Annotated in this window: 16 protein-coding genes and 1 pseudogene; 9 read left to right on the top strand and 8 right to left on the bottom strand. The window is 57.9% G+C overall.

Annotation, left to right across the window (positions count from 1 at the left end; genetic code table 11):
- Nucleotides 1-306: 306 nt before the first annotated feature.
- The gene (locus FSO04_RS36940; protein WP_168435973.1) at nt 307-705 is read right to left on the bottom strand and encodes a nuclear transport factor 2 family protein; all 399 of its coding nucleotides are present in this window, start codon (nt 703-705) and stop codon (nt 307-309) included.
- Between the two features lie 80 nt (nt 706-785).
- Between FSO04_RS36940 and FSO04_RS36935 the strand changes: the two genes are divergently transcribed.
- The 6 genes and pseudogenes from FSO04_RS36935 to FSO04_RS36910 all read left to right on the top strand — a co-directional run.
- Nucleotides 786-1,727 (top strand): LysR substrate-binding domain-containing protein, encoded by a 942-nt coding sequence (locus FSO04_RS36935; protein WP_154566431.1) that lies wholly within the window; start codon nt 786-788, stop codon nt 1,725-1,727.
- A 125-nt stretch (nt 1,728-1,852) separates the two neighbouring features.
- On the top strand, nt 1,853-2,296 hold the full coding sequence (locus FSO04_RS36930; protein WP_154566429.1) for a PaaI family thioesterase: 444 nt from the start codon (nt 1,853-1,855) through the stop codon (nt 2,294-2,296).
- 275 nt (nt 2,297-2,571) lie between these two features.
- Nucleotides 2,572-3,402 (top strand): 3-methyl-2-oxobutanoate hydroxymethyltransferase, encoded by an 831-nt coding sequence (panB, locus tag FSO04_RS36925; protein ID WP_154566420.1) that lies wholly within the window; start codon nt 2,572-2,574, stop codon nt 3,400-3,402.
- Nucleotides 3,403-3,880: 478 nt separating this feature from the next.
- Nucleotides 3,881-4,384, top strand: a complete 504-nt coding sequence (locus tag FSO04_RS36920) for an MFS transporter (protein WP_233465117.1) — start codon at nt 3,881-3,883, stop codon at nt 4,382-4,384.
- Nucleotides 4,385-4,506: 122 nt separating this feature from the next.
- Complete coding sequence (locus FSO04_RS36915) at nt 4,507-4,893, top strand: GAF domain-containing protein (RefSeq protein WP_154566419.1); 387 nt, start codon at nt 4,507-4,509, stop codon at nt 4,891-4,893.
- Between the two features lie 446 nt (nt 4,894-5,339).
- Nucleotides 5,340-5,900, top strand: a pseudogene (locus FSO04_RS36910) (ISNCY family transposase); the annotation flags it as partial.
- A 364-nt stretch (nt 5,901-6,264) separates the two neighbouring features.
- Here the strand turns inward: FSO04_RS36910 and FSO04_RS36905 are convergent.
- Both FSO04_RS36905 and FSO04_RS36900 read right to left on the bottom strand, forming a co-directional pair.
- Nucleotides 6,265-7,275, bottom strand: coding sequence for an IS110 family RNA-guided transposase (locus FSO04_RS36905; RefSeq protein ID WP_154566418.1), 1,011 nt, complete (start codon nt 7,273-7,275; stop codon nt 6,265-6,267).
- A gap of 244 nt (nt 7,276-7,519) precedes the next feature.
- Nucleotides 7,520-7,792, bottom strand: coding sequence for a DUF1488 family protein (locus tag FSO04_RS36900; RefSeq protein WP_154566417.1), 273 nt, complete (start codon nt 7,790-7,792; stop codon nt 7,520-7,522).
- A gap of 391 nt (nt 7,793-8,183) precedes the next feature.
- Here FSO04_RS36900 and FSO04_RS36895 point away from each other — a divergent pair, with 391 nt between their 5' ends.
- From FSO04_RS36895 to FSO04_RS47150, 3 genes are read left to right on the top strand one after another with little or no spacing between them, the layout of a single operon-like run.
- Complete coding sequence (locus FSO04_RS36895; RefSeq protein WP_154566416.1) at nt 8,184-8,339, top strand: hypothetical protein; 156 nt, start codon at nt 8,184-8,186, stop codon at nt 8,337-8,339.
- 56 nt (nt 8,340-8,395) lie between these two features.
- Nucleotides 8,396-8,620 (top strand): hypothetical protein, encoded by a 225-nt coding sequence (locus FSO04_RS36890; protein ID WP_154566415.1) that lies wholly within the window; start codon nt 8,396-8,398, stop codon nt 8,618-8,620.
- On the top strand, nt 8,608-8,955 hold the full coding sequence (locus FSO04_RS47150) for a hypothetical protein (RefSeq protein WP_199203088.1): 348 nt from the start codon (nt 8,608-8,610) through the stop codon (nt 8,953-8,955). The genes FSO04_RS36890 and FSO04_RS47150 overlap by 13 nt, the downstream gene beginning before the upstream one ends.
- A gap of 456 nt (nt 8,956-9,411) precedes the next feature.
- Here the strand turns inward: FSO04_RS47150 and FSO04_RS36885 are convergent, their stop codons facing one another.
- The 5 genes from FSO04_RS36885 to FSO04_RS36865 all read right to left on the bottom strand — a co-directional run bounded on the left by FSO04_RS36885 (nt 9,412) and on the right by FSO04_RS36865 (nt 16,951).
- On the bottom strand, nt 9,412-10,263 hold the full coding sequence (locus FSO04_RS36885; RefSeq protein WP_154566414.1) for a VOC family protein: 852 nt from the start codon (nt 10,261-10,263) through the stop codon (nt 9,412-9,414).
- A 199-nt stretch (nt 10,264-10,462) separates the two neighbouring features.
- Nucleotides 10,463-11,776, bottom strand: a complete 1,314-nt coding sequence (locus FSO04_RS36880) for an NAD(P)/FAD-dependent oxidoreductase (RefSeq protein WP_233465116.1) — start codon at nt 11,774-11,776, stop codon at nt 10,463-10,465.
- Between the two features lie 218 nt (nt 11,777-11,994).
- A complete protein-coding gene (locus FSO04_RS36875; RefSeq protein WP_267905072.1) occupies nt 11,995-12,891 on the bottom strand; it encodes a DMT family transporter in 897 nt (298 codons plus the stop codon).
- 218 nt (nt 12,892-13,109) lie between these two features.
- A complete protein-coding gene (locus tag FSO04_RS36870) occupies nt 13,110-14,219 on the bottom strand; it encodes a branched-chain amino acid ABC transporter substrate-binding protein (RefSeq protein ID WP_154566425.1) in 1,110 nt (369 codons plus the stop codon).
- A gap of 1,430 nt (nt 14,220-15,649) precedes the next feature.
- Nucleotides 15,650-16,951: an MFS transporter gene (locus FSO04_RS36865; RefSeq protein WP_154566413.1), complete on the bottom strand. Its 1,302-nt coding sequence runs from the start codon at nt 16,949-16,951 to the stop codon at nt 15,650-15,652.
- Nucleotides 16,952-17,106: the final 155 nt, after the last annotated feature.

Genomic DNA, 17,106 nt, shown 5'->3' with positions numbered 1-17,106 from the left:
ATTCCGCCCATGCTGAGTGCCGCACCTAATTTAACCAATCCTTTCCGGCCGTTCATAACCATCTCCAAGAGCAGGCTTCGATGCAGGAACGAACAGGTCTCGGCTATCGTTCCTGAGTGTCGCCTCGCGTTCGTTCACGAGGTAGGACGCAGGTTGCCGACACCAAAAACAGGTTGGAATTTGATTGTTCGAAAGCGGGGATTAGGTGCAGCCTAAAGATGCGGAATACCGCGTTGCATGCACGGCAAAACGCACAATTCAGCGGTTTGACCAGAGACATGACCGAGTAAACGACTAGTCGGCAAACTATGCGTACTTATCGCCGACAGTGCTGCGGATAGGATAAGTGTCGTACACAATTATCATGCGCTCGACCAGACCGTTGGCGTCGAACTCGAACACATCGACGCACTCGAACCTGGCCGTGGAACCGTCTTTGAGCACCCAATCGTAGATGAAGTAACCTGTCGCACGCCGAGCGCCCGTTGTGCTCACACAGATGTCGATAGACGTGATCGTGCTGTCTCCCGATGCTTCGCTGACTTTGGCAAAGAACGGTGCCGCTTGCATCCAACCGAGAAACGGCGAGAAAATCTGTGCGTCCGGTGCAAACAGGGCGCAGATCGCGGCGACGTCGCCGCGCTCCAACTCTTTGAGGTAGGTGCGAACTTGCTGCGTATAGAGTAATTCCGGCGATGACACCACAGTAACCTCCGATAATTCGTTAAAGATGCGGCCCGGTCAAACGAGCACGCCCCTGGTTGAAACACGATAGCGACGCGCCGATGACCGAACAATCGAAAAATCCGCAAGCGGGGTATGCGCCCGGAACATACCCGCTGGCAGATCTGACCCGCCCGCTGCCGTCGCTAGCCGGAATTCAGGCGTTCGTCGCTACGGCGTCTCTCGGCAGCGTGAGTAAGGCCGCAGAGCATCTGTGCCGCACGCAGGGAGCGGTCAGTCGGCAGATCCAGCAACTGGAAGCGCACTATCAATGTGCACTGTTCGTGCGTCACGCGTCAGGGCTGGCATTGACAGCAGAGGGAGACACGCTGCTTACGGTGGCAGTCAAAGTGCTGACGCAACTCGTTCAACATGCTGCAATTCAGCATGGCGCGGCGTCGGTGATCACGGTTCGGTTACCGTCCACGTTTGCGATTCGCTGGTTGCTCCCGCGGCTGGCAGAAATCAACATTGCGCTGGGCGGCATTGAGCTGCGGATCTCGACATCCGCTGACGACATGCCGGATTTCACCGCGCCGGATGTCGACGCCATTGTCGTGCGTGGCACCGGACAGTGGGTGGGCGTAGAAGCGGTACCGCTGTTTGCCGAGACGCTCGCGCCAATGTGCACACCCGCATTGGCTGCGTCTCTCAGATCGGTCGCTGATCTTGCGGACGTGACGTTGCTACATCCTGGACCTGGTTACGCGGAATGGCGTGGTTGGCTTGATAGTGTCGGGGCGACGTACATCAATGCTCGACAGGGGCTTGTATTCGACACACTTGAATTGACGCTCACTGCCGCAGCAGAAGGTCATGGGGTTGCAATCGGCGACCCACGCATGGCGCAAGACAAGCTTGAAGCGGGCTCCCTGACGACACCGTTTCGCGAGGCATTGCGAAACGGTGCGTCGTACTTCCTGGTATATCCATCTCAACGTGCGGCCCAGCCGAAGATTCGTGCACTTGCCGACATCCTCGTGCGATTGGCGCAAGAAGAGTGACTGACGCGGGTACGCCAAACAGAAGGCGATCGCCACATGCGTTCGCAGATCCATCAGTCGCGTCATTGGAGTTGGAGCCGCTTGCGTCGCTCGATAATATGGAATCTGACAATACAATCCCCTTTATGGCACATATACCCGACTCCCTATTCGCTGAACGCATTCGCGCCAGCTTCATGCGCCAGAATGCGATGACGTTGATCCAGGCGACTATGCCCGTGGTTGAACATGGCCACACCGAAATTCACCTACCGGTTTGGAATGGTGTCGAGCAGCAGCATGGTTTCGTACATGGCGGCGTCGTGGGAATGATTGCCGACTCTGCTGGCGGATATGCCGCTATGACATTGGTACCGGCCAGCGCTTCAGTCTTGACCGTCGAATACAAGCTGAATCTGGTTGCCGCGGCCGACGCCAACAGCCTGATTGCCCGTGGCCGGGCAGTCCGTCCCGGCCGTACGCTTATCGTCACTCAGGCAGAAGTATTCGCCGTCAAAGGAGGCAATGAAACGCTATGTGCGTTGATGCAACAAACCATCATGGTGATGCACGGCAAGGTAGAGAAGTAGATCGAGGTTGAGCGCGGCCGGCGCAGCATGACGACTTCGCGTGCGGTTGCACCCAGCCCGACTGCGGAAGCCGGAAACCTTGGCCAACCCCAGAGATGCGCACAAAGTGTTGCTCCGCATCGGGCGAGTGGACCCGGTCCTTTATCATGGCGCTCCGTGCGTGCGCCGGATGCTTTTGCGAGTTGCACTCAGTCAAAACGTGAAATGAGTGCCTCTTCCCCGTTCAAAGCTTGGAAAGCAAGCGAGCGCCCCCTTTTTAACAACCAGTAGAAAATATGGCTGGATATCTTCAGGAAGGCGAGAGCGCCGTAAGCCGCAAAGCGGTCACCGTGTCTTCGCTATTGAACATGAAAAATGCAGGCCAAAATATTGCAATGCTGACCTGTTACGACGCCAGCTTCGCATCGTTGATGGACCGCTGTGGCGTGGATATGGTGCTAGTGGGCGACTCGCTCGGCAACGTACTGCAGGGCCACAGCACGACATTGCCGGTCAATCTGGCGGATATCGCCTATCACACAGCGTCGGTCACTCGAGGAAACCGATCTGCATTTGTGGCCGCTGACATGCCATTCGGTACCTATGCAACTCCGCAATCTGCATTCGACAATGCTGTGAAACTGATGCAAGCGGGTGCGCAGATGGTCAAACTTGAAGGGGGCGCCTGGCTGGTCGATACCGTCAAATTTCTCACTGAGCGTGGCGTACCGGTTTTCGCTCATCTTGGCCTCACGCCGCAGTCCGTGCATCGACTCGGTGGGTTTAAGGTGCAAGGGAAAAAAGCAGAAGACGTGGAGCAATTGAAAGCCGACGCCATTGCACTGCAGGCAGCAGGCGCATCGCTTCTCCTTCTTGAGGCCATTCCGACTTCCGTCGGCAGGGAGGTGACGGAGTTGCTGGATATCCCGACAATCGGTATCGGGGCTGGTCCGGACTGTTCGGGGCAAGTGCTTGTGATGCACGACATGTTGGGCGTCTTTCCCGGCAAGACCGCTCGCTTTGTACGCAACTTCATGGATGGTCAGTCGAGCATCGAGGGAGCTATCCGCGCGTATGTCAAGGCAGTGAAGGAGAATCTCTTCCCCGCGTCGGAACACTGCTTTTAAGCACGGCAAGGACAAAAGGCTTTCCTCATTTCCATGTAGGACCGCGCACGGCTTGTGCACCAACGACAGTCGAGCGGTGCTCCACTGCCAGAGCGGAGTCGACGCTCGAACGGCTATGCGGGAGCGCGAGCGGTTTAGGTCCAGTGGCCGGGGAATGCCTCAAGTGATGAGCATTGCAGTGCGTGCGCCGAGCTCTGCGAGAGACGGTACGCGACCCTAAGCGCACCTTGAGTTCTTCGGGCTAGGCGTTTGCTGTCACAGCGCTACCGGACGGTCGCCTCTGCCGTCGCGCTCGACGCCGCATATCCTTCAGTTAATTCGGTCGGATCTCGTCGGCGCCATCAGCCAATCCGAAATACAGCAAACCATGCCGATCGAGTATCTGACGAAACGATGTCGCGACAAGCCGCTCTCTGTCGATTGTTAGGTCCCTTTAGCTTAGCGATTAGCCTTAGCGACTTTGAACGCGACCATCTGCTTGCTGGTCCAGAACGGGATGAGCATTACGAAGAGCTTCGGCTATTCGTTCGTCATTTACCTTGCGCAAGTGCCTGGCCTGTTCTCGGCGGCCTATCTTAACGAGAAGATAGGCCGCAAGGCGACGATTGTGTCGTACATGGCAGTAGGCGCGGTTTCTGCGCTGGCGCTGTCGGCTGTGCACACCAACGAGGCCGTCATGATCGCAGGCGCCTGCCTGTCTTTCGCGATGAACGGGACATACGCGGGCGTCTACGCTTACACCGCAGAAATTTTTCCGACTGCAATTCGCACGACCGGTGCGGGATTCGCATCAGCCGTCGGCCGCGTCGGTGCTATCGCGTCACCAATCATCGTCGGCTATCTGTTCCCGATAGTTGGATTTGGAAGCGTCTTCGGCCTGACGACCGCCGTACTGGGAGCCGGCGCACTCGCCGTCATGATTCTAGGGCCGAGGACGAAAGGGCTTTCACTCGAAGCCATCGTTGCAGAGGAATTCCAATGATAAACGCAAATCTGCTTCCGGAACTTGACTCGATCGCAGCTGCCTGCAGCAACGCGCGGCAACCTGCGGACGTCTTCCGCGCACTCGACTTGGCCTTGCAACGAATTGTGTCGCACAAGCTTATGACGATCCTCACCTATGACGAAGCGCTGACCCGATCCACTCGGTTGTACTCCAGCCACCCCGATGCGTATCCGGCGGGGACGAGCACCACGATAGCGTCGAAATCCTGGGCGCAGTCCGTGATTCGGGACGGCATACCCTATGTGGGACATCGGGTGCAGGATCTCGAATCCGTATTCGATCATCATCGAAAAATGGCTTCGCTGGGCCTCGGGAGCGTCATCAACATGCCGATACGCTGGTGCGGGAGGACCGCAGGCACGTTGAACATGCTTCACGAAGAAGGTCGTTATATTGGCGTCGATCTCCGTATCGTGAAGCTGTTTGCCCAGTACGCGTTGCCGCCGCTTCTCGCTTCGATCGCTTGTGCGCCTGTCGCAACGTGAGAGTGAGGCGAGCGGTCCGCGAGCAGGCCGCAGCGAATATCCTGACAGCGGTCCGGGTCAATCACGCCTATAAAAAATCAGCAAGCGCGTGGTGACACGGCTACAGTGAATCAGCGTGGCCGACATAGCTCGTCCTGCGCGAATCGGGCGATGATCTCCATGGGAGCAAACGCTGCCGTACTGTCCGTACTACGCCACATAGCGGTCAGCTGACTAGCGTGTCCATTTGGCGGTTCATGGGCCGGCAAGCGACATCGCTTGGCGTGCGAAAAGACCCGAATCTTGGGGACACCCCGTACCGGCGGGAGCACATTAACCGGCTCGGGGACTATCTGCTGGATCTTCAACGCCCCGTTCCACCGCTCGATCCGACCATCGATTTTTTATTTAAATCAGCCACTTAGACCGAGATGTGGCGGATTTTTTACGAATCCCGGCCAGGCCTGTATAACGTACGCTTCGCAAAGCCGCCGAAGAGCGATTTCGACGCGCACCGGCCGCTGCGCGGTGATGAGAATCTCGACCTGCTGATGACGTGGCGCGAGACGCGACGGGTGACGAAATCGCTGACCATCCAGTACGACCGCGTGATGTACCTGCTGGGTAACACGGCGGAGAACCGGAAACTGATCCACCGTTACATCGACGTGTGGGAGTACCCGGACGGACGCATCGAGATTCGCGCCGATGGCCGTGTGTTGCCGTACAGGCAGTACGACCGGCTGGCCGAGATCGATCAGGGCGCGGTCGTTGAACACAAACGCCTGAGTCACGTACTGCAGGTCGCGCAGGCGATCCAGGCGCAACGCGACAACCGGCGCATCTCCGGCTCCCCTGCGCGCACGAATCAGGGACAACCGGCTCGGGAAACGGAACGCGTGCAGGGCACAAAGAAGCAGCGTGAATTCACACAGGATGACATCAACGATGTGATCACGGAATTGTCACAATGCAGGCAGCCGAAGCAAACACGCAAACCTGGCCGTCGGTCTGCAGGATCTGCCTGAACGGACTGACACGCCCTGCCCGTTCACACGCTGTCCTTCAACGCTGTGTGAGATTCAAACCGTTAAAGACAGGCGCAAACCTGACGTCAAACCCAACCCCGGATACGACATTTCTTATATGGTCGCCTCCCATTTGCAAGGCGATTGTGCGTGGCGAGGAGGGTGGTTGCGGACTTATATCCGGACTCGATCGCGGGACGTGCCCGCCGGCCCCGATGGATTTCACCGCAAAGGTCCTAATCTAAATGAGCGGACTCAAGGTCCGAGAAATGTCTCAGGCTTGCCTTTGCGCGGTCCAACCTGTCTTGCCATCGTTCAATACACCTGTGCAACCGTGGATGAGATTAAATGCCTTGATGCATGCTTACTGCACTGGCGTTGCCTGATACGTTCGCCCATAAGCCAGCAATGCCCAGATCGTTCGCGCCATCTTGTTGGCCAGTGCGACAGCGACCACGTTCGTCGGACGTCGCGTCAACAGGAGGCGCAATCGCTCGGGCAGGTGCTTCGAACTTGAGATGACAGCCCGGGCACCGTGTATCAGTAGCGTCCGTAGATACACGTCGCCACGTTTGCTGATGCCGCCGAGTCTGATCTTGCCGCCTGAGCTGTTCTGACCTGGCACCAGGCCGAGGTAAGCCGCAAATTCACGCCCAGAACGGAAGTTCTTCGCCTGACCGATGACAGACACTGCGGCGGTGGCCGTAAGCAGACCGACGCCAGGAATCTCTGAGATACGTCGACAGGCTTCGTCACTGCGTCGCCATTCGACAATGCGCTGCTCGATGCGCCTGATCTGGTCGTCGAGCACGAGCATTCGTGAGAGCTGGTCCTGGAGGCTTTCCGTGAGCATCGTCGGCAAATGGTCTGCCAGCGTTGCGAGTGCCGCTCTGGCGGCCTCGATCGAGGCACGGCGACCCTGCGGCAGGACCACGCCGAACTCGTACAGCAGACCGCGCATCTGATTGACCTGCATGACGCGGAACCGTACGAGTTGCTGCCGCATCCGGTGAAGCGCGAGCATGGCCTGCTGGTCTTCCGTCTTGACGGTCACGAAGCGCATGCCCGGACGCTGCGCAGCTTCCCAGATTGCCGCCGCGTCCGCTGCATCGTTCTTGTTCGACTTGACGAAGGGCCGCACGAACTGCGCTGCAATGAGCCGCACATCGTGGCCAAGCCGAGCCAGTTGCCGTGCCCAGTGATGAGCGCTACCACAGGCTTCCATCACTACACGCGACACAGACCGGTTGGCAAAGAACGGTAGCAGCTGCGCGCGTTTGAGAACCTTGCTGTGGATTGCGCCGGTGTCAGAATCGACGAAATGGATCTGGAAGACGCGCGTGGCCAGATCGATGGCAATGATCGTGGGTTCCATCTGATTCTCCTTGGCGGCAGGACTGCCGAACCCGCAATGTCGCACGTTCCGGAAGCGAGACCGCGGCGCCGGACAGACCGTTAAGGCGGGAGGCGACCATTCCATCTATTTGGCTGCCACTACGACATTTCAGAATGGCCTCGACATGAGCGGTCGTACTTTTATGTTCGGATTTGCTGATGGACGATTGTGATCGCGGCCGGCTACGAGTTTGGAACTTCGCGATGCGCGGGTTGAGGTCTACCTAACGCTTTGCGCTGAAATCATGACTGTTGAGTCGAACGGGCTGGCCGGGCCGCGCCCGCATTTTTCTTTCAGCGACTGCGACAATTCGATTTCGACCATCAGCGAACGTCCTGAGCATGCGACTGGCATCCGCGCCCACTGGTAGCCAGAAATGCACTTCAAGTGCCTCGCGCGTAATCGCACACTCGGCGTCGCCAATCCGGCCGGACAACCGGAACGCAATTGCGCTTCCGTCTGACGACACGCCTGCGGCGAAATCAACAACGTCCATCACACACCTCGTGGATTCACTTGCGAACTTTTGCTGTTCCTCGCTCTAAATTTACCAGAGCGCGGATGGTCACAGACTACGGCTGCTACAGACTGCGGATTTGGCCGCGCGCATGCGGACGGCAGGCCATCGCCCCGGCCCTCTGCAGACCGGGCTTGACGTTTGTGGGTTACGGTTTCGTGCAAGACGGTTAGTTGCATTGATGGAATTGAGAAAGACGTGGAACGGTGAGCTCTTCCGGGAGGCACTCACTGGTTGATGTTCGTTTGCATGGCTCAAGGAACTGGCGAATAAGGACGGAAAGACACGTTCGCGGTGTGGCAGAATTCCCTCCACCGTGCGGCAGCCGCAGCACGCCCGCTCCGGCCGGCAGCCGACAGTGAACTGATGGATGACCGAACCGACCGTCGACACACCGATCCGCGATGCCATTTTCGAGCACGAGATGTTCGGAGCAGGAAACACCGACTCCGGGTATCTGCTTGAAGGTATCCGCCACGTAGAAGCGACCTGGGTCTTCGATACTCTCGGCGTAGCTTTGGCATGAGTTGCGGCAACACTCTATCAAGATGCAAGTTCATCGCATTCTTCCGGCAGACGCCTATGACTAAGATCACCGTTGACAAAGTTGAAGCGGCTACGCGGCAACTCGACGAAGCAATCGAGCTGTTGTTTTCGGATCACGACCCACTTGCGATCCGCACGCTCGCGGCCGCCGCACATGGCCTGTTCGCAGATCTCGTTGGGTTAGCAGCCCCGGAGAGTCATGGCGTACGAGGCTTATTGAGGAATCTGGTCTTTCCAAAAAGGACGCGTTGGCAAGTCTGAATAGCGCCCAAAACTTTCTCAAGCACGCAGACCGCGACCCGAGTGCTCAACTTTCGTTTGAGGAGGAGGAAAACGACCACGTAGTTTTCATTGCAACAATCGAATGTGGCCAACTAGGCCAGGGGCTTTCGTTCAACATGCAAGTATTTCAAATCTGGTACCTCGCATCCTATCCCGAAAAACTTGGAAGCGAAGTCGCCATGGTAATGAAGGCTCGCGCGGCCTTCCCAAGACTTCACACACATCCACGTGAAATGAAGCTCACGCTCGGTCTGGATTTCCTTCAAAGGCTACGTGTGCAATACCGCGGCGACAATCGATTTCTGCTTGTATAACGCAAGCCCGAAAGCTGGCGCGACGAAAATGAAATGGCCTTGAACGTCGATTCAGCCCGCACGAGATCGTGGGCGCCAAGACGAGATAAGCGCAATTGAACGAGATCTTTGTGCCTCGACTGCGTCTCTCTGAGGCTCCGCCGTGTCGACGCAACCCCTCCCCGTCACGAAATATAAAAAACTGCGGCATGACGAGGTTCCACTTTTCAAACCGCTTGTTTTAGGTTGGCACCGCCGAGCAAAGCAATCAGGCTACCGTTCCTTGGCCCAAACTTCAACAGAAAGTGCCAGCGTCAAACTCGAGATTCGAGACGTGAGCACGCTGCCGGAACGGGCAGCGTGCTGCAGAGATCAAAGCGGCGGGTGCAATCCGCCGCTCGAGTAGGCTGTTATGTACCAATCGCGCCGCGGCGATGATATGAAACGTCAGTCGCCGCATGCTGTTGCCGTTATGGCTTAACGCTTCCGCTCTTCAAAATAAAAGTGAGTGCCGCACGCGAACGCCGGATCGACTGCAATCAGTTCGCCCGCGGCGCGGTAAGCGATACCGTTCTGATCGAACACCGCCTTCGTCTTCTGCAGATCGTCGACCAGCAACGTGGCCGCTGCAATGTACGCATCGCCCCGAGCAGGGTGAGCGTCACCACGTTTTTCTGCCTCGGCCGGCGAAATCAACTCGATATCGGCGCCCTCTTTCAGATCGATATGGATCTTTTCGCCGTCGAAATGCACGGCCTCGGCACCCAGCAGGCGCACATAGGTGTCTCGCGCGCTTTCCATATCGCTGACCACGCCGACGATACGCCCAAACGAATACACGCCGTTCGGATGATTCAGCCACTCGGGCTTACGCAGGGTATCGGCGGTCAGATGCTCGCACAAGTTTGCGTGGGTGAGACCTGGGTACAGATCCGGTGCCAGCATGACGGTCTCGAAGTGCAAATCCAGCGTTTCGTTTTCGAGTACGAGTAGACGATTCAGATGCTTTGGCTGGCGAATGCCCAGACCCGATGCAATCCCCGACTCGTAGCTTTCCTTAGCGGATTTTGCGTTGAATGCAACACCACTTAGTCCCTCACCATGCACCAGAAACTTGTCCAGGCCGGCCAGAAACTTGTTCGGATCGCCGACGCCGCGGATTTCGATGTAATCCTCCGGGAACATGATGCACACGTTCTCCGTGCCCCATTCCTGGTGTTTGCCACTCGGCGGCACAAGAAAACCCAGCTTTTCGAAAACCTGGCGGCTTGCCTGAAGATCGTGAACGGCAACGACCGGGTGGTCGACTCTTCCTACTTTGGCTGTCATATGAGCTTCCGTGATATGTAATGGCGTACTTGCCGATGTGAGATCCCCGACTACAGTCGCACTCGTCACAACGACTTCGTCGCTCGGCGGCTTCGACACGTTGACCGGGCCTCGACATCAGGCAAGTACATTTGATCGGCTAAGATCCAAAAAATTGGTCTCATGCCTGCGGTAAATGAAATTCACGCAACTGTGCCGCTTATCCGAGGCGGTCTTGCATCCGCTTGTATTGCGTCGCCGCCGCCACGCCTAGTGCGCGGAAGCGATGGAATGCCACGTTGCGCAAACTAGTGACTGGAATCGACAGGTCGGACGCCTGCGCGCCCGCGACACGATTGGCCAACTCGATGCCCATCGACGTCGATATCGCAATGCCTCGTCCATTGCAGCCGACGGCGATATGCAGCCCCGATCGAGGCTCATGAACGTGCGGGAGATGATCGGTCGTGACGGCAAAATAACCGCTCCACGCGTAGCTCCATTCGATCTTTCCCAAGTGGCTAAACAGTTCCTGCCCCGCGCGATGAAGGTACGGCACGATGCGCGAATGGTCGAGGCCGGCAGTCGCACCCGATCCTCCCATCACTAACCGGCCGTCCGGAGACAGACGGAACGAGGTGAGGAGTTGTCGCGTATCCGACGCGACATTGCCTTTCGGAAGAATGGCCGAGCGCACGTCGAGCGGGAGAACCTGAGTCGCAACCTGTGCCGTTCTCACTGGAACGAAGGAGGTTCGCAGTCCAGGCACAAGGTTTTCGGCATAGGCGCCGGTCGCCACGATCACACTCTTCGTGAAAACGCTGCCTGATGCTGTTTTCAGAACGAAGTTGCCCGCGCTGCCGGTGATCGACTGAACGCTGGTGCGGTTGTGAATGCGCACACCGAGCCGCAATGCGGTATGCGCGAGACCGCGCGCATAGCTGAGCGGCTGAATCGATCCGCCCCGCGGGTCGATCCAACCGATGTGGTACTTTCGCGTGCCCAGCAGATCGAACAGTTTCTGACCTTCGAGCAGGCGCGCGTCAATGCCTCTGGCTCTCCACGCCTCGCATCGATGCCGCACGGCGGCGTCGCCCGAACGCGTGTACGCTGGTTGAATCCAACCGCGGTTGATCCCGGCGCAATTAATCGAGTGTTTTTGAATGAGGTCGAACACTTTGCCCGGCGCCTGGCTCCCAAACCGAACTAGCTTTTCGCCCATTGCGCCCGGCCAGATTTTTTCGACCACGTCGGGGTCCTGTTTCAACCCCGCGATCACCTGCCCGTTATTGCGGCCCGATGCACCCCAACCCGGCTCGGCAGCATCCACCACTACGCAGTCGAGTCCCAACTCCGCGAGGTGAATTGCAGTAGACAGGCCCGTGAATCCGGAACCCACGATTGCTACGTCGCAGGACACATTTCCGCTCAAGGCCTTGAGCGACGGCGCCTTGATTGCCGTGTCCGCCCATAGCGACTGCGGCATCTGCAGTCGCTCTCCAACCAACGTCATCTGATTATGGGTGCTGCTCACTGTTCATTCCTTCGCAACATCAAGATAGGTGCTGCGAGCAGGAACTGACGCGCGTGATGGTTTTCACGCATCGCCAGGATGCTCGCCGGCGCGTCGTTACAGCCAAGATCAAGTGCCCGGATCCACTCTCATCGATCGATATATAGTATACGAAATATCCTTCACGTATCTTTTTTGATCTCTCTCCACCACCGTTCGCATGCGGGCGGTGATACTTCTTAAAGCTTCTGCGCCGTCTTGGAGCTGCTCGCGACGACTACGCCCGAGATCACCAGAACCATCGCAATCGCGCTGGTAAGCGTGAAGCGCTCTCCGCCCACGACAACGCCATAAATCGCCGCGGCGACGGGAACCATTGCGGTAAAGACGCCCGCAACGCTGCCGGAAATACGCTTGATTCCCTGCATCCATAGCCAGAACGAAAACACGCTGGCCGACAGCGCGTACCACATCACGAGAAGCCACATGTCGGATGGCACATCTGCGTAATGGAAGTTAAAAACGGCGCTTCCTCCGATTGGAAGTATCAGCAGAAGACCAATGCTGTGGGTGTAGACGCAAACATCGATCGGCGCAATCGTTGCCGTGACGCGCCGCGAGAAGATCACGTACAGTGCCTCGCAACACACCGCGCCGAACACGAACAGATTCCCCGCCAATGATTGATGCGTCGTGCCGCCCGCGTCATTTGCGTGCGATACGTTCACGAGCAAGACACCGGCTGTCGCCAGCAAGATCGACAGAATGGTTCGTGGCGCGGGTCGTTCGCCCAGCAGAATCCACGCGAAAATCGCAACCACAGCCGGGATCACGCTGGTAATGACGCCTGCGTCGAGCGCATCGGTGCGCTGAACGCCGTTGAGCATCAACAACGTGAAGAGGAAGGTGCCAAACAGCGCTTGCAGAAACAGATTGCCCCAATCCGCAAGGGCGACGCGCCTGAGTTTCGACAGCCTGATCAGCGGCCCCAGAACGACCACTGCAATCACGAAGCGAAGCGTGGCAAAAATCGGCACCGGCAAAAATTCCACCAGCGTCTTGCCGATCCCGACATTGCAACCCACAAGCAGCATCGCAGACAGTAAAAAAGCAGCGGCGCGGTTTTGATTGAACACGAAGTATTGATACAGCTGAGGTTAGAACAGTTGCCTCTGAAGGCGACGTACGCAAAAGTGAAGTTCTCGGAAAACTTGAGCACTCGGCTGCCCGTTGATTCGCGAAGCCGAGAAATTGCACCCCTGCTTCGCGGTAACAGGCTCCAGACATTCGCGCACATGGCCGGCCGCAGGTACATCGATATGCAGCCGGCTACGCGACGTAACGACCTGATTGCTTAAGGCGTGTACGGAACCGGAGTGCCGCTGCGAATCACATAGACCGTGGTCGGCGCGCCCTTCAATTCGCCGTTGTCGGCAAACGAGTAAGTGCCGGCGATGCCCTTGTAGTCCGTCTTCGCGAGTTGTGCGATCACCTTCGATTTGTCCGTGGCACTGCCCGCCTTAACGATCGCGTTGGCCAGCAGTTTCACGCCGTCGTAGTAATTGACGCCATACACCTGACGATCCGTGTGGAACGTGTCGCGGTATTTCTTCACGTATTCGCGGCCTTCGGCGGTGCTCTCGGGCGCCACGCCACCTTGCGCGCAATAGACAATCGATGCAGCCTCCCCAGCAACCTTGCCCATCTCCGCCGTACAGATGCTGTCGCCGCCGAGCAGCTTCGCGCGCAACCCGAGTGCCCGCATCTGCTTGGCCATCGGCGCGCCTTGCGCGTCGTAGCCGCCGTAGAAGATGGCGTCGGGATTCTTGCTCTTGATCGAGGTCAGGATCGAACGGAAATCGGTAGCCTGCGAGTTGGTGAACTCCTTGCCGACGATCTGGATTCCGCGCGCTTTGGCAACCTTTTCGAACTCATCGGCGACACCTTGCCCGTAGGCCGTACGGTCGTCGATGACCACCGCAGTCTTGATCTTCAACTTCTGTGCCGCGAAATCGGCCATCGTGCCGCCGAGCGACGAGTCGCTGGCACCGATCCGGAAAATGTTCCTGAAGCCCTGAGTCGTCAGTGCGGGGTTCGACGCGGTCGGCAGCAACGGCACGTTCGCACCGTTGTAAATGCGCGAGGCAGGAATCGCGACGCCCGAGTTGTACGGCCCCACGACCGCGACGACACCACGATCGACGAGACTTTGCGCGACCTGCACGCCGATTTTCGGATCGGCCTGATCGTCAACGGATGCCAGCTTGAACGTCACAGGCTTGCTGCCGATCTGCAGGTTCTGCCTGTTCAAATCGTCGATCGCGAGTTGAGCGCCATTCTCCGCATCCTTGCCGGCGGCAGCCTGCGGCCCCGTCAACGGCGCAGACAGACCGATCGTCACGACTTCCTGCGCGCATACACCAACCGAGGCCAGCAAGCCGACTCCCGCGGCGGTGGCGTACATTCCCGAATGCTTCTTCATTGTCATCTCCAACGTTCCCGCGCTCTAACGCGTAAAGACCTGCACCAGACCAAATGTCCAACATCTAGGGGCGTGTGCTGCCACGCCCTCGTGCCCTGCTCCTTGCACACAATTCCGACCTGACATGCCCGTGGCGCGACTGAACACGTGTGACCGAACCGATGCGCGACCACGTCGTTTCAGTGCTGCTCCGGCGAGATGAAACAGTCGGACCCCAACACCCGTCCCAGCTACGACCGGCTCCTCCGCCGTCAAATCGTATACCTTTAGTGACATATAGTATCTCTATTCGACATGAGCGACACCATTTCGGGGTTGCCGTACTTTCCGTGCAAAATCTGGCGGTACCCGCGCGCACAGCCAATTGCAGCAAAGCTCGGCCGTTCCGTAGCTTTCGCGCAATCAGCGATTGCGCAAGCTCTTGATCAATATGGGTTTTCAGGATCAAAGCGCCCGATTTTGCACGGAAAGTACGATAACCCCAATCAGGAGGCCGCCGAAACAGAATCCTCTTTCCGTAGGCACGGCCCAGTTATCCCTATGGCGAATGCTGGTGAAGGGGCCCCCGTCCCACGACGGCAATCACCACCTCTAAAGCCCGTGGCTGCGCGTCGCCGGCATTCGTGTGGAGCGCCGCGAGGGTGCGCCGATCCAGCCACCCTGCTGAACAATTGGTTCATCAGTTTACGCTGGACAAACGTTGACCACCCGTCGACAGTCATTGAGTCATACACTGTCAAGATCGAAGTCGGGACGACACTTCCCGTCCGGCCTAATCACATCGATGGTGGACCGCTCGCCTACGCCGCGACGCTGGCGGCAGTAACATGTTCGGAACAGGGAAGATCATAGGCCCAGCGCTCGAGCGAGGTCATCGGGACACGGATGGACTTCTGTTCTCAACGCCCTGGAGGGCGAGAAGGATGGCCTACAGCAGTTCAGGAGCCGGGTCAACGAATTGCCACGCAGGAAATTCGCGGCTGCTGCTCGGACCTAGCGGCACAACGCACTAAAACTTGTACGCTACGGATCGATACAGGCTCGCAAGCGATATGCGTACTTTCCCCTTCGCTATCGTCTCGGAAGGCTTCACGTATGTCGCCGGCAACGACGCGGAGATCGGATCCGACGGCGAATATTCAGGCGCAAACACTGAGAAGAGCGGCTTTCAAGCAGGCCCCAAACAGAAGAACGAATCTCGCGTGTCGCAAGCCCGGGGCGCTTGTCCGCGCAACATCCAACGTGGTTCCGGTGAACCAGCGCCACGTGCTTGAGCAGCGCCTCGTCGGTGTGACGACCCCGTGCGCGCAGCGTGTTGACCGAGCACACCAGATAAACGATGTTCCACATCGGTCAGCACGACACTCCAACCCATTCGTTGGTCGCTATTTGCACCACAGCCAACCCGAGATTCATGCTGCAGCAACGGGCTTTTCCACAACGTCATATTCGCCAAATTCGCCACGCACGAACACCAGATAGATCAGCGCTGAGCCGAGCGCGAGGAACGCACTGACCAGAAACGCATTGACGAACGAACCCGTGTGGTCGACGATCAACCCTGTAATCACAGGTGCGAACGAGCCGCCGATATAGCCACCGAAGTTCTGAATACTTCCCATCGAGGCGACAAGCCTGCGCGGCACAATTACGCTGACGAGCGACCACGCGGCGCCCGACGCGAGATTCAGGCACACCATGGCCGACGAAATGAATGCGATTGCGAGGGGCAAATTCGGTGTGTAAGCCGCCGGCACGGTGAAGAGCGCGGCACCGACCATGCCGACGCAGATTGGCCACTTGCGGCTGGTGATCGCGGAGGCGCCGCGCCGGAGCAGGCCATCGCACACGAAGCCACTGCCCACCATGCCGACAGTGCCGAACAAATAAGGAATCGCCACGACCCACCCCGTGTTCGCGATGCTCAGGTGCCGCTCATGTTCGAGATACGCGGGCAGCCACGTCAGGAAAAGCCAGATCATATAAATGACCCCACTATAGCCGAAGATCATGCCCCACGTGATCGGATAGGCGAAAACACGGCGCCATTCAGCGAACGTCAGCTTGCTCTCCTGCTCCGCCGTCACATCGCCCTCTTCCAGATGCGCCACCTCATCGCGCGTGAGCGAGATTTCGGCGCGATTGCGATAGATGCCATACCACGCGAGCGCAACTGCGATGCCGAGCCCGCCCATGATGGCGAACATGCTGCGCCATCCGAATGCCAGCATCAGCATAGTCAGAATCGGCGGCGCGAGACCGGGGCCGATCGTCGAAGACGCGATGAAGATACCGGTTGGACGTCCGCGCTCGCGAAGCGCGAACCATTCGCTTACCACCTTTGCGCCAGCCGGAAATTGCGGTGCTTCGCCCACGCCAAGACAGACGCGCGCGACCAAGAACTGCTGCAAGGTATTAACGAAACCGCCGGCGAATTGCGCGAGCGACCAAAGGAACATCCCAAGCCCGAGCATGATCCGCGCGCCGAAACGGTCCAGCAACACACCCGTGGGTAACTGAACGAGTGCGTAGGCAAACGAAAACGCCGAGAGCAACATGCCCATTTGCGCGGCGTTCAATCCCAACTCATGAGAAACCGAATGATTGGCAATCGAGAGTGTGCTGCGATCGAGGTAATTGACGACTCCTGCCAACATCAGGAACGTGATGGCGATCCATTGGATGCGCCGCAGGCGGGCGGATTTCTGTTGCATCGTGTCTCCTTCATGTTTTAATCGTACTGGTATTCGCCCGTTGAAAGCAGCAACATCAGGCAGTGAAGTGCGTGCTGCGAACCGCGCTTGCGTTGATCTTAAAATAGATGGAAATTTATTGTCGAATGACTTAAACAGATCAAGGCATGTCGGTT

Origin of the sequence: Paraburkholderia madseniana (genome assembly GCF_009690905.1) — a bacterium.
In the GTDB taxonomy this organism is placed as follows: domain Bacteria; phylum Pseudomonadota; class Gammaproteobacteria; order Burkholderiales; family Burkholderiaceae; genus Paraburkholderia; species Paraburkholderia madseniana.
This window is presented reverse-complemented; position numbering and strand designations above follow the sequence as displayed.